18 protein-coding genes are annotated in these 12,186 nt (G+C 57.8%); 11 read left to right on the top strand and 7 right to left on the bottom strand.

Features of this window, described 5'->3' with window-relative positions; translation table 11 throughout:
* Positions 1 to 204: 204 nt before the first annotated feature.
* Together AC0QTX_RS14720 and AC0QTX_RS14715 are read right to left on the bottom strand one after the other, a co-directional pair.
* The gene (locus AC0QTX_RS14720) at positions 205 to 1,179 is read right to left on the bottom strand and encodes an MBL fold metallo-hydrolase (RefSeq protein ID WP_474604563.1); all 975 of its coding nucleotides are present in this window, start codon (positions 1,177 to 1,179) and stop codon (positions 205 to 207) included.
* An 89-nt stretch (positions 1,180 to 1,268) separates the two neighbouring features.
* Complete coding sequence (locus tag AC0QTX_RS14715) at positions 1,269 to 1,697, bottom strand: YybH family protein (RefSeq protein WP_474604562.1); 429 nt, start codon at positions 1,695 to 1,697, stop codon at positions 1,269 to 1,271.
* 366 nt (positions 1,698 to 2,063) lie between these two features.
* On the opposite strand from AC0QTX_RS14715, the gene AC0QTX_RS14710 reads away from it, so the two are divergent.
* The gene (locus tag AC0QTX_RS14710) at positions 2,064 to 2,366 is read left to right on the top strand and encodes a hypothetical protein (RefSeq protein WP_474604561.1); all 303 of its coding nucleotides are present in this window, start codon (positions 2,064 to 2,066) and stop codon (positions 2,364 to 2,366) included.
* A 194-nt stretch (positions 2,367 to 2,560) separates the two neighbouring features.
* A complete protein-coding gene (locus AC0QTX_RS14705; protein ID WP_474604560.1) occupies positions 2,561 to 2,788 on the top strand; it encodes a hypothetical protein in 228 nt (75 codons plus the stop codon).
* Positions 2,789 to 2,862: 74 nt separating this feature from the next.
* On the opposite strand, the gene AC0QTX_RS14700 is transcribed toward AC0QTX_RS14705, so the two are convergent.
* Entirely contained in the window at positions 2,863 to 3,306 is a 444-nt protein-coding gene (locus tag AC0QTX_RS14700) for an N-acetyltransferase family protein (RefSeq protein ID WP_474604559.1), read from the bottom strand.
* A gap of 304 nt (positions 3,307 to 3,610) precedes the next feature.
* Here AC0QTX_RS14700 and AC0QTX_RS14695 point away from each other — a divergent pair, with 304 nt between their 5' ends.
* Positions 3,611 to 3,985 (top strand): response regulator, encoded by a 375-nt coding sequence (locus tag AC0QTX_RS14695; protein WP_474604558.1) that lies wholly within the window; start codon positions 3,611 to 3,613, stop codon positions 3,983 to 3,985.
* A 50-nt stretch (positions 3,986 to 4,035) separates the two neighbouring features.
* On the opposite strand, the gene AC0QTX_RS14690 is transcribed toward AC0QTX_RS14695, so the two are convergent.
* Positions 4,036 to 4,770, bottom strand: a complete 735-nt coding sequence (locus tag AC0QTX_RS14690; protein ID WP_474604557.1) for a sigma-70 family RNA polymerase sigma factor — start codon at positions 4,768 to 4,770, stop codon at positions 4,036 to 4,038.
* A 156-nt stretch (positions 4,771 to 4,926) separates the two neighbouring features.
* Between AC0QTX_RS14690 and hfq the strand changes: the two genes are divergently transcribed.
* From hfq to AC0QTX_RS14665, 5 genes are all read left to right on the top strand, one after another.
* Entirely contained in the window at positions 4,927 to 5,199 is a 273-nt protein-coding gene (gene hfq, locus AC0QTX_RS14685) for an RNA chaperone Hfq (RefSeq protein WP_474604556.1), read from the top strand.
* Between the two features lie 184 nt (positions 5,200 to 5,383).
* Positions 5,384 to 5,671, top strand: coding sequence for a hypothetical protein (locus AC0QTX_RS14680; protein ID WP_474604555.1), 288 nt, complete (start codon positions 5,384 to 5,386; stop codon positions 5,669 to 5,671).
* 46 nt (positions 5,672 to 5,717) lie between these two features.
* Positions 5,718 to 5,963 (top strand): hypothetical protein, encoded by a 246-nt coding sequence (locus AC0QTX_RS14675; RefSeq protein ID WP_474604554.1) that lies wholly within the window; start codon positions 5,718 to 5,720, stop codon positions 5,961 to 5,963.
* Positions 5,944 to 6,114 (top strand): hypothetical protein, encoded by a 171-nt coding sequence (locus AC0QTX_RS14670; protein ID WP_474604553.1) that lies wholly within the window; start codon positions 5,944 to 5,946, stop codon positions 6,112 to 6,114. Before AC0QTX_RS14675 ends, AC0QTX_RS14670 begins: the two co-directional genes overlap by 20 nt.
* 623 nt (positions 6,115 to 6,737) lie before the next feature.
* On the top strand, positions 6,738 to 7,202 hold the full coding sequence (locus tag AC0QTX_RS14665; protein ID WP_474604552.1) for a hypothetical protein: 465 nt from the start codon (positions 6,738 to 6,740) through the stop codon (positions 7,200 to 7,202).
* A 75-nt stretch (positions 7,203 to 7,277) separates the two neighbouring features.
* On the opposite strand, the gene AC0QTX_RS14660 is transcribed toward AC0QTX_RS14665, so the two are convergent.
* The gene (locus AC0QTX_RS14660) at positions 7,278 to 7,967 is read right to left on the bottom strand and encodes a site-2 protease family protein (RefSeq protein ID WP_474604551.1); all 690 of its coding nucleotides are present in this window, start codon (positions 7,965 to 7,967) and stop codon (positions 7,278 to 7,280) included.
* A 352-nt stretch (positions 7,968 to 8,319) separates the two neighbouring features.
* Between AC0QTX_RS14660 and AC0QTX_RS14655 the strand changes: the two genes are divergently transcribed.
* The 3 genes from AC0QTX_RS14655 to AC0QTX_RS14645 all read left to right on the top strand — a co-directional run bounded on the left by AC0QTX_RS14655 (position 8,320) and on the right by AC0QTX_RS14645 (position 9,800).
* A complete protein-coding gene (locus tag AC0QTX_RS14655; protein ID WP_474604550.1) occupies positions 8,320 to 8,802 on the top strand; it encodes a Ros/MucR family transcriptional regulator in 483 nt (160 codons plus the stop codon).
* A gap of 214 nt (positions 8,803 to 9,016) precedes the next feature.
* A complete protein-coding gene (locus AC0QTX_RS14650) occupies positions 9,017 to 9,370 on the top strand; it encodes a hypothetical protein (RefSeq protein ID WP_474604549.1) in 354 nt (117 codons plus the stop codon).
* 103 nt (positions 9,371 to 9,473) lie between these two features.
* Positions 9,474 to 9,800 (top strand): hypothetical protein, encoded by a 327-nt coding sequence (locus AC0QTX_RS14645; protein ID WP_474604548.1) that lies wholly within the window; start codon positions 9,474 to 9,476, stop codon positions 9,798 to 9,800.
* 11 nt (positions 9,801 to 9,811) lie between these two features.
* Here AC0QTX_RS14645 and AC0QTX_RS14640 read toward each other — a convergent pair whose 3' ends face one another.
* On the bottom strand, positions 9,812 to 10,657 hold the full coding sequence (locus tag AC0QTX_RS14640; RefSeq protein WP_474604547.1) for a DUF1194 domain-containing protein: 846 nt from the start codon (positions 10,655 to 10,657) through the stop codon (positions 9,812 to 9,814).
* 53 nt (positions 10,658 to 10,710) lie between these two features.
* Positions 10,711 to 11,304 (bottom strand): c-type cytochrome, encoded by a 594-nt coding sequence (locus AC0QTX_RS14635; protein WP_474604546.1) that lies wholly within the window; start codon positions 11,302 to 11,304, stop codon positions 10,711 to 10,713.
* Between the last annotated feature and the right edge of the window lie 882 nt (positions 11,305 to 12,186).

The following is a 12,186-nucleotide window of genomic DNA, read 5'->3' as shown; positions in this document are numbered from 1 at the left end:
TGTCAGGCCCCTTTGGACGCGAGGTTAGCAGCGTCTGCACGACTGCGTCGTAATCCTCCTCGCTATGGTAGGTCCAACTCGGGTCTGGACCCGGATCATCCAATACACGGTGGACCTGCGCGATGTGGTCTGGCGTTAATGCCATTTGCCGGGACGCCCTCACGAACCACCTCCGAGTCTGTAACGCAGCATCAAGACGCTGCATCAGAATGTATATCTCTTACCCACCGCTGAGGGCGCGACCACCGGTTCACCGAACGCCTGCGTTAATGCCAGATTAGCTCGCCAACCGGTGCAATGGGCGGCGGCTATCGTCTTCAGGCCGAACGCTCTCATGCCCTCGACTGTCTCAGGGATGATCTTTTCGTTTCCACCCGAGAGGTGAAAGCCACCCACGACCGCGTGGAGCGGCTCACCGGGAAAGCAGTCCTGAGCATGTTTGAGGACATTGACCACCCCAGCATGCGAGCAGGCCGTGAACACGATCAGGCCCTTGTCTTTCACGTTAACTGCGACCCAGCGTTCATCCATAATTAGTGGATCGGGCTCCCAGCCACCATCCTCCTGGCGGTGCTGACCTGGAAGGCCATGCTCGAAGGCGGTCACGCGCGGGATTTCCCCACTCACATAGAACATTCCCTCTGAGAGGCTCTGGGGCTCCGTCGTGTTGACCACCTGTGCGCCGTGTGCTGTCAGGGCTTCAACACTGGGAACGTCTTCCATCAGCCGCATGCTGCCATCCGGCTGCTTCATGGCACGGGTCGCGTACATACCGGGATGGGCGTAGAACGGGACCTCCCGCCCGCGATTGCGCTCGCGAATGAGGTCGAGCGCCCGAAGCATTCCGCCTGCATGGTCCCAGTGTCCGTGAGAGAGGACGATGCCTTCAACAGTGCCAAGGTCGATTCCAAGACGCGAGACGTTACGTTCGAAGACATCCTCCTCTGGCCCTGTGTCGAAAAGGATCGTGTGTCGCCTCTCGCCACGATAGGCCGTAATCAGGCACGACAGGCCATGGGCAGCGCAGCAGATGCAGCGGCCCGACAGCCTTTTCATCCCGTTCCGCCACAGATAGCTCCACTCGTTCTCAACATGGCTTGGAACTGTGGAGAGGCTGTCGGTCACGTTGTCCACGAGGACATGCACCTCAACCTGATCAACTGGACGAGCATTTGTCACGGGACACTCCCACAAACTCACGGCATCATTGTTGCGACACCTAAATCAATCTATCCCCGGACAAGTGTTGGCAGGTGTGAGCCGAAGAGCTACTTGTTCGTGTTCCAGATATCGGTGGCGAGCTTCCAATCGTTTCCGACTTTCTTCCAGACCACTACATACTTGCCGGTGATCTCCTGCGGCTGTGATGCTTTTGTCCGGAACGAGAAGGTGCCTATCTCAAGGGCTCTGTCGCTCCCCAGCGGCTTCACTTCAACAGTCGTCAGCTTGCCATTGCCAAGCTGCTCCGCAGCACCCTTCCAGAACGCCTGAATGGCACTCCTGCCCTTCATCATCTCGGCCCCAGGCGGCAGGATGACAGCCTCCTCTGTGTAAAGGGCGGCAACTCCTGCCGCATCGCCCGCATTGAAGGCTTGGGCGAACTTGTCGTTCAGGCTCTGGATGGTGGCCTTGTCCTGTGCCATGGCAGGAACCGAGAGGCACACACAGGTAGCGGCAACAATGGCGTGGATACGCATGGCTTCCTCCCTCGTTCAAGCATGAACTCCACACACCAAGGCTTTTATCGTACAACTGTCGCTGGGACAGGACATTATCCTGCTGCGGCAAGCTGACATATACGAAAGAGTTATCCGTTCTGTCGGATTTCAGACAGACGCAGGGTGCATTGTTCAGTATTTCCCCGCGCGTCTTCAGCAAACATCCTGGCTGCACGGGCTGACACCTACCTCAAATTCCATTCAGAGGTAGGCGAGAGCCGCAACATGACTACTGTATGCTGAAGCAGGACTGTTTAGGGATGAACCGTTTCCTGAGAATGGGCATGGGCTGAGCTTAAGCACCTGAACACGGGTGCGGCTCAGCCCAATCCATCGGAGGTCACAATGCAGAACCATCAGCACCTCTCCTCTGCACTGAACCGCCTGATCATTGGTGCTGAGCAGCCGTTCGATCTTCGTGCCTTGTTGCAGAGCACGTCACGTACCCTGTCCAACCTCGACTTTGAGCACCAGCATGAGATGCAGCGGGTTGAGCGCGGCAGAACTGATCCTGTGCTGAGGAGGCAGATCATCGACAACCTGAAGCGGCGGCACCGCGAACGGCGTCAGCCTTATGTGGCACTGATTGCCGAACTCCAGAGCCACCTGTCGTCAGCCGTGGCGGACGACCTTCAGGCAACGGGCTGATCCACTCCTTTCGTGAACTCACCTGCTCCGTCGTCCCTACGGGATGGAACCTCAAGCGCCCTCTGCGGGCGCATTTTATTCGCGGTGGCTGCCCGCAGCATCGGCTGAAGTTTAGAAGGGACTTAGAAGCCACTTTCTGCGTTCTGCCAAAACGAGGCACGTTAGAAACGTTGGCCGATCCGACAGGAGCCCCCATGAAAAAGGCGCGCAAGTTCTATGAAAGCTTAAGTGCCGACCGCTGGTGTTTGATCCGTGATCCTTCAGGGGTTTTGTTCATCCATCACGAAGCCAATGTGGCCTCGGGTGGGCACGTGGAACATGAGGACCTCCCTTCCTTCCTGAGCCGAGGCAACGGCCCAGAACAGCAAGAATTGCTGCGCCTGATTGGAACGCTCGTCGAGGAGCACCCCGCCCATGCGTGATCGTTCCGCATGGTACCTTTTGGGAGGGTAGTTACACTTCAGGCTCCTGCAAGCCTATGCGGCTGTCTGGTGAGTCAGGCTGCTTCACCCATCGCGCGGCGCATCACAAGTGTGCTGTGGGTCTCGTGAGCGACCTCAAAGCCATGTCGCTGATAAAAGCGAAAAGCGGGATTATTCTTCAGCACAAACAGCGCCATCGACTTCACCGTCCCAGACCGCTCCTCCAGAAGCTGCATGACTTGGGAGCCAATCCCCTTCCGCTGATAAGCGGGAGAGATATACAATTGCTTCAGAAAGAGTTCCTCCCCTGTCTGTCGGAACTCCACCCAGCCGATCTCCTCGCCATCAAGGACTATGATCCGGGTATCGGTAGGACGCCACAGGCTGGCGAACTGCACTTCTTGCTCCTCATCCACCCACCCCATCCAGGCAGTGGCCAAGGGTTTGATCGTTTGTACATACAGATGGAGAGCGAAGGGGTAGTCGGCTGAACGAGCCGGTCGGAGGGTGACCATCATGGGCAGGCTTAGAACGGGGGATGGGCTGGTCTGGGCAGTACGTCTCGCCTGAACGGCTTTAGAGTTGTGCGCTGATTTCCTGCTTCTTACCACAAATGAGCAGCTATGGGCTCGTCAAATCTGATCATGATCAGCACTTGCGTCGGCCCCTTCTCGTCAGGTGTGCAACTTGTCACAGGCTCTGGCAGCAGGCCGGGAACTACTTAAGTGGTTCTGCATATTCCCACTCTACGCTGTTCCGGCCCGTCTCAGCATCAACCTTGATGCTGAGACGGGCCTGTTTCAGGACACGACGGTGAGTTCGATGACACGTCCCACAGCAAAGCAGCCCAAGGTCCTTCTTCTTGAGACAGCGCAAAGGAGCGCCTCGACGATCTCAATCCTGGTGAAGGCCGACTTTGAGGTGATCTCGGTTCAAGACCCGAACGAGGTATGGGCAACGTTGGAAGCGCGAGATGATGTAGACGTTCTCCTGGCTGACATCTCCAGCCCAGCAGGCGGCGTTGATCTGGGCCGGTACATCCATGACCGCTGGCCTGGGGTGGGGCTGGTCCTGACCTCAGAACAGGTGCGTCATCTTCGGCCCGACGAGGTTCCCGGCAACGGATGTTTTCTGCCTCATCCGATCCCCGCAGATACCTTGTTGGACGAGATTAGAATGGCTGCGCGCCGCTACTAAACCTGCTTCTTCCTCAATAAGGCTCCCAGCCTGCCCCTCGGGGCTTCTCACTACGACAACAGGCTCGTAGGCTCCTGCAAGGCAGCTTGCATCACCTGATCGGGGCCGATCTCGTGACGGCTCCTCATCTGCAACAACCCTGCAAGCTGGGTGCGAGCGCGGTGAACCCGACTCTTGATCGTGCCGACAGCAACTCCTTGGACCCGCGCTACCTCCTCATAGGTCATCCCCTCCGCACCCACCAGCAGAAGAGCCTCGCGGGATTCGTGAGGCAGGTGTGCCAGAGCCGCGCGAAGCTCGGCCATCGTCAGAGCCGCATCCTGATCTGGAAGCACCTTGAGGCGGGCTGCGTGAACGCCAATGGGGTCCTCCACCTCATGCCTGCGCTTGCGGTACTCGGTATAGAAAGCATGGCGCAGGATCGTGAACAGCCATGCGCCAAGATTACTGCCGCACTCGAAGCGGTCAATGTTAGCCCATGCGCGGAGGAAGGTATCCTGCACCAGATCATCGACCCTGACAGGATCGTTGGTCAGAGAGAAGGCGAACGCCCGTAGGTTCGGCAGCAGATGAAGCATCTGCTTCTCCAGGGCAGTGCCCAAGGGACGGGCGCGGGTTCGTTGCGTGGCTGGACGGGCGCGGCGGGTTCTGCGGACGAGCGCAATCTGGCGCTCGTGGGACAGCGGATGCAGATGCCGCAAGCGCCTCAGCCGGTGCCATGCAGGCTGGTTGCAGACCCTGCCTTGCAGCGGTGGGTGACGGTGACTGCGAGCGCTGTGGGCCATGGCTGTGCTCCACCTTGGCGACAGGTTCACCATACACCTACGGTTGCCAGTCAGCCAGCCCGTTCGTTCGCGGAACAGACGGAGCCTACTCGAAAGCGCCCATTGGCCCGACTGACATCAGGCTGATACTGCTGTGAGACATGGAGCGGCATCCTGGTGAGGGGCGGTTGCAGAAGGAACAGGCAGTTGACGGCACAAAGCACCTCAGCCCTTCAAGACACATTCCTGAAGCACGTCCGCGATCACAGATTGGAAGTCACCGTCTTTCTGGCGAATGGGATTAGGCTACAGGGTCAGATCAGATCGTTTGACAACTTCACTTTACAGCTTGTCCGAGGCAATGGGACGCAAGTCGTCTACAAGCATGCAGTTTCTGCGATCCACCCCGCAGAGCCTATCCAACTCATCGACCCAGCTTCAGTCGTGTGAGGAAGCCTCATTCGGGCAAGAACTCGGTATCCCCATCTCGAACCTGAGCCTGACTGCGTGATTAAAGCGGCTCAGCCAAAGCCTCAATAAATGATCACCCTCGGCCTCCCATTCGATACCCGAGTTACCCTGGACCAGAATGGTGCTATGCTCCCCTCAATTCTGAGAAGAGGGAGGGTGTTTAATGCCGCGTACCTCTACCGCGCGACCGGCTTCTGCTTCGTCGATGCAATGCTCCTCGTATCCAGACGACTTGCTGCCCCAGCTACAGAGCACCCTGGCGGCATTGGCGGATATCGAGCTTCGCTACCACAGTGATCAGGAGCAGCTTCAGGAATGGGCAGGCCCTGAGGCCATCAAGACGCGGTTCGCTGCCCAACTTGCGGAGCGCTATCAGAGAGAACGCACTCCCTATGTTCAGAGGCTGGCTGAGTTACAGCATCTGATGGATCGGATGGCGTTCCGTTATTAGCTCCATGACCTTCTGCCTCTCATTGGGAAGAAACAAGGAGGAACACATGCGCGATGTTCTATCCGCCTCTCTCGCAGGGACTGCCCTGCTTTCCCTCTCATCCTCGTTGGTTCTGGCTCAGACAACCCCAGCAACGCCTCCTGGCGATGCAGCCGCAGCGCCTGTGGGTGGCATCGCCACGTGGTGGTGGGTTCTGCTTGCCATCGTGATCGCTGCTGCGGTTTGGTATTTCACCCGCAAGCGGACGACTCTATCGGGGAGGCGAACCGACCATGAGCAAAACGCCGCTTAGTCCTATTCAGAGGGTTGTCAACTCGGTCTGGAAAGCCGTGCGGATGCTGGAGGACCGTCCCGCACCGACTTCGAAGGTCAAGCTCTACGGGCGGCGTGGCTATGGCGATGCCGATATCCCGGCACCGGACCGAACTCCAGACGGGGACTGATCCGAGGTCCATGCGCGAATACGGAGAGGCTGTGTATGGCTGAGAACACCGCCAACACTGTACCCTGCTGCGTCACCGACATAGGCACGGGCCGTATCCGGTGGGAGTGGCATCAGGGTCACTGGATGATTGCGGCAAAGCCCGCCTCTGCGGCAGAGCATAAGCGCAACGGTTAGCCGAATACGATTCCTGTCAGGCTTTTCAGAGCGTGATTGCATCGCTCAGACTGATCTGCTCGCCGCTGCATCTCCACTGTGTTCTGGCAGGGTTCATCGACCTCTTGCTTGCAGAATGGACACATCATCTGACCGACCTTCTTAATAGTGTGAGTATGTCGGGCCAACAAAGGGCCAGGACTGGAGTTCCCATATTTTCAAGGGCTGTGGTTTATGGTCAAAGGCTCATTCATGGGTTCTTTGCCATAGCGATCATGCTTCTGGTCCCCTGGTTCACGTTCTCGACCGTATCCATCGAGGTCAGTAGACTTGGCCATTCGCCTGAGGAAAGCTGCCGGTCTCCTCGGGCTCAAAGCGCCGTTGGAATCTGGGATCGGGAGCCCGCTCCCAGTTCTCCAAACAACTACGCCTCTCTTGCTGCCCTCGCGCAAACAACCCGCCTGATGTGTGACCATCCCGTTCCAGGTTCCGATCACCCATACGATCTTCACTTCTCGTGGCCTGTTCACGGGTGGGGCGGCGACCAAGGTCAATGCCAAGGTCCTCGTAGGGACTGGTGCCCTCCTGGCGAGGCAAGGGAATGCGATTGGCACTCCGGTCCTGGTTGTCGTAGCGGTTGTCTCGTTCCGGTATAGGCGCGGGTCGGCGCTCCGGAATCCTGTTTCTGATTTCGTTCTTCTCTCTAACCTCGCGCTCGTACTGTCGGCGCTGATAGATACCGAGGGCACAGCCCGCGAGCGCTCCTTTGATCCGATGCCCGCCTGCGAAATGACCGGCCACAGCACCACCCAGTCCATACTTAAGGCAACCACCTGGACGGCTCTGAGCTTCTGTCGAGCCTGCGGCGATGCCAAAGAAGAACATGACGGCGGCGGCGAGCGCTATCTTCCTCATCGATACGACCTCTCATGATCTCGGCCAACGTAGGCTTATTCAGAGAGGTTCCTGTCCGGGGCGGTTATGAAGCAGCTTCTTCGCCCGCAGCCACTACTCCGGTACTCCAGCTATAGCCCGAAAGATCGGCATTAGCCCTGCAAGCGGAAGTGTGACCATCCATCGGAACACGTTCAGATCAGTTCCCATCTGCCGTCCAAGCATTGGCAGAAGGAAGACGATCCCGAGGAGGATGAGGAACCCAAAACGCTCCAGCTTTGCGTATTGCCGCGCCAGAACCTTCGGCAGAAGGCTCATGACGACGCGACTGCCGTCCAGAGGCGGGATGGGGAACATGTTGAAGATCGCGAGGATCAGATTCAGCAGGATCGACTGGTAGAGGGTCTGAACCCACCAAGGGGCCATGGCCTCTGGCAGCAGCCCCGCAAGACGAATGAGAGCGGCTGACACAACGGCGAGCACGACATTCGTCAACGGGCCAGCAATGGCGACAAGCGCCATATCGCGGCGCGGCTTACGAAGCCGCTGGAATGCCACCGGCACAGGTTTGGCCCACCCGAAGAGAAAAGGAGCCTTGGTCAGGAAGAGCAGGGCGGGAAGCAGGATCGTTCCAAACGCGTCCACATGCTTCAGTGGATTGAAGGTGACGCGGCCAAGACGATGCGCCGTATCGTCCCCCAACCTCCAGGCGGCGAACGCATGGGCCGCTTCGTGGAACGTGATGGCGATGAGGATCGGCACAATCCATGTTGAGGCCGTGTAGATAGTGTCGGGCAAGTTCAAGCAGCAATCCTCATTGTTGTGTCGTGCATAACCAACAAATTCATCCCAGCCGTGAAGAATTTGGCTGTCGAACCCTCATGGGATGAGAATCTACCTTGGGAGGGCCGCAATATACATCCCAAAGGATTGGCGTCATTCACGTAGCCTGTTGCTGATATAAATGATCGTCGGTCGGTTTATCAGGGCGGGCTCGGAAAATGATCTTGCAAAACTCTGTCGAAGGGCATAGGCGCGGCGCAGATCACAGGCTTTTGTTGTGCTGCACGGACTGTTCCTGCTGATCCTGTTAGAACGTCATCTTGTTCTATTCTCCTCCCGAACCAGTTTCCGTGCAGTCTGAGGACACGAAACCATGAGTGAGAGCGCAACCGCTCCGAACTACATCGAACTCTCTGCTGACATCGTCTCAGCCTATGTCAGCAACAACTCGGTTCCCGCCGCTGACTTGCCGTCGCTGCTCGCTTCCGTCTATGCCGCCCTGACGAAGACCACACAGGGCCAGCAGACCGAGCCTCAGGCTGAGTTGATCCCGGCTGTTCCGGTGAAGAAGTCGGTCACTCCAGATGCGATCATCTGCCTGGAGGACGGAAAGTCGTTCAAGTCGCTCAAGCGTCATCTGCGCACGACCTACGACATGACACCCGAGCAGTACCGGGAGAAATGGGGATTGCCCCGCGACTACCCGATGGTTGCACCGAATTACGCCAAGGGGCGCTCCGAGCTTGCTAAGACCATGGGGCTGGGTCAGCAGCGTAGGAAGGGCAAGGCTCCGGTGGAGGCTGTTGCCAATGATGCCGCTCCCGCGAAGGGCCGTCGCTCGAAGAAGGCTGCTTGAACCCTCTGCTTACACAGCCAATCCGGAAACAATCCGGATTGGCTCAACATCGACAGCAGTGGCTCACACGGCCCGTTCAGCCATCCCGGCTCATGCCTCCTCAAACGATCCGCGTCAGGCGTAAGTCCGGTCTCGCCTTAGCTCTTGTTAACGAGATTGCGCGATCAATGCAGCAGCGCCAATCCAGCTATTAGGTCGGCGAGCGGGGGTAGAAATGGATCGGCATCATCCAGGACTGGCTATGGGACCCAGCGGCACCGCCTCCTCAGCCATTCAGCATTTTGTACAGACACGATCTGATCCGATTGCCCTAACCGAGAACAACGTTATTCCGTCTGAACACGTATTTGGCTCATCCCACTCGCATCGGGTCTGGCGCATGATGAACGCTTTAATCGACGCGAAGCCAGAATGGGCCGACCAGGGTACATTCGAAGCCGACCGGAAGAAGATACTCCAGTATGGCCTCTCAACGGGATTTTCTCTGGAAGAGCTACTGAGGATCACCGATCCCGATGTAATTTTAGGGTTGTGGACGGCAGCTGAAGCTAAGGGCGCGGAGGACTGAGGCGAGTACCTCCTTTGATTCACCTATCGTCGATCTGGCTTGCTTGCCAATGTCGAGCTTGTTCAACACAATTCTGAGGTCGCAGACCTAAGGGATTGTAACTATGAAGCAGCAAGCCGTAGGATTGGGAAGTTCGGGCCTGTTGGATGCCTCCAGCAAGATCAAGGCTCTGGCACAGGACACCTCGGTGTGTCGTGTTCACAAGGCTCGTTTGGCCAAGCAGCCGACCAATCCGATCTACCTTCTGGCTGCTATTACGCTTGGCATTCCCCTGCTTTCAATGATCCCACTGGTTGGGATGAACCCCGGAATACAGGATGGGACCTTCACGACCTTTATGACCCTCCTCGTTGCCTCAGCCTTCATCACGGCGGTTGTGTTCGAGATCAAAAGGCTTGCTGATCAATCCTCTGACGAGGAGCATCGCTGAAGGTCCAAGTCCTACAGTTTCCGCCCTGGATCGGACACTGGCCCATGAGGGTTCGGCGCGAAATCGTCCCAGACACTCTCGCTGGTGTCGCAGTCGGTCAGAGGCCGACCTCTTACGGATCGAATTAGTGAATCTGGTCCAGCCGCATCTGCGATCTCGCGGACGATCTTGGTCCTGGTCTCGCTCAGGAATTGCCTGCGCTCGCGCACCAGGATCAAGAACGCGTTCGCCCCTCCGATCACGCAGTCGTGGTAATAAGCGTCCAAGGTCGCATTCTCTCCCCGATCAGGCTCTTTGAGCATGATCGGCAGGCCATTGATCGTGACACCCCGCGCAACCGCCTCGTCGCGAGCATCCGTGACCAAACGTCCTTGATTGTTCGAGCCATCACCGGAGATGTCGATCACCCGCCGTGCAGCCAGGAGGCGACTGGATGAGAAGAGAGCCATGCTGAAGTCAATGGCTTTTGAGATGGAGGTCCCCGATACGCGGCGCGTGGGAGCACGGGCCAGACGGTCAGCAAAGGCGATGCTCTCCTTCGGAGTTTCCAAGACGGTCCAGGGTACGATGACACTCTGATAGCCTGGAGTATGAGCCCCGGCCCATTCCACGTAAGTGACCGCAATGCGTCCGAGCATGCCGGTGCGGATGGCCTGATGGACCAGGGGCGAGCGGAAGGTTTCCACATAGCCCTGCCTTTGCAGGTTCTGTTCGTCTGGGTCCATGGAGGTGGAGACATCCACCGCCAGGACGAGGGCCAGATCAACCTCGGTAGGAGCGGAGCGCCATGCGGGAGCAAGGGTCAGAAGTCCGGTGACAACAACCGGGATGAGCCAGGGAGCCTTGAGATACCGCATCGCGACCCCTCCCAGAGAAGGGTTCTGTTCGCCTCAAGCCCCTGGTCGCTTCATCAGCTTTCTTTTCTACGGTACGTCTCATGGCAACCGCCGCAGTTTTGGCCGACCCGCTGGACTGCCGCCTGTAGGCTGGCCTGATCCGTGATCCCGGTCTGAGCCGCCTTGGCATCCTGTTCGAGCTTGGCTGCGCGAGCGTCGAAGTCGGCCTTGCGCTCCCAGATCACCGGCAGAGCATCGGTCTTGCCCTGCTGCGAGCCTGCCGGGAACAAGGCAGGTACTTGTCGGGCGTTCTGCTCGATCCGCTGGAGGGCGGCTTGGGCTGTCGCGGCGTTAAAGGGTGTTTGTCCTCGGGCCATCCCGGTCAACGCCCGCAACTGCTCCTGATTGTTCTTCATCAGGGCTTGGCGCTGAGCGATGGGGTCACCCTGCTGGGCCAGCACTCCCAGCCCACTGACGATCAACACACCGGCTGCGGCAATGACTGCTTTTCGCATGATGGTTGTCCCTTCAGTTTGACTGAGAGCATGACTCTCAACAGTCGAGAGGAACAGAGGGAATTCAGTGGTAACATCAGTTCTTCTGCTGATCCTGTACATGTTCGGCTCGAACCTTCGTCGGGCGGACTTGCAGCAGTAGATGCCCAGCATCTTGAACACTCAAGCTTTGACAGCCACATTCCGGCCAGGAGAACCTGGGGTCGTTCATGCGGCAGAGAACGCGTGGCTGGATCATGCCGGAAGCTGACATTCTTTCGCTGTTGAGGCTGATCGACGAGAGGGTAAGCTCACCCAAGATCGAGGTCCGACACCACGACACCCTGATCCGGCTTCGTGACATCCTGGAGGATGACCTGAGGATGTATAGGTCTGAAGGGTTGCCGAAAGAGCCCCAGCCTCGATCTGGGGAAGCAGCTTGAACGAGCTTAGTAAGAAAATCTTTGTTCCCAAACACGCCATCCTTGTGGGAATTTGGTGAAGGGTATTGTGGCAACAGGATCAATCAGTAACCTGCTATGGATTGTAGCGCTGATCGCAGGATGGCTGGCAGTCACATGTCTTGTAGGTAGCCGATACGCCATCACGAAGTTCCGCGCCTTCTTGAAGGCTCCCCTGTCTGAGGAGGTGGAGCACCTGACGCATGTCTGGGAAAGGCGTGTTAATCGCTGGACAGCACTGGGCTTTCTAATGTCGGGGCTCTCAATTCTTTGCGGCATCGCGTGGCTGGTCTCTGAGAAGTTCGTCCAGTGAGGGGAGAATGTGATAGTTCCGGAAAGTGCTCACTCAAACCGTTTGACGAATTCCTGACCTGTCCGACCCTCTCAGAAGGCTTGGAGATTCGAATGGCGACGGTCTATTGGCGAGATGACCCGCTGCTGTATGGATGAGCACAACCACCAACAAGCATCTGCACCGTGTCGTTCACGGCCTGCTCAAGATAGCCGATGATCTGCGACGCGCTGGGTGAGATCACCCTGTTTGACGCTACGCAGTCTCCCTGCCCTGTCGGATCGTATCTTGAACGGCTGGGAC

The organism is Microvirga sp. jy35 (assembly GCF_056148915.1).
This window is presented reverse-complemented; position numbering and strand designations above follow the sequence as displayed.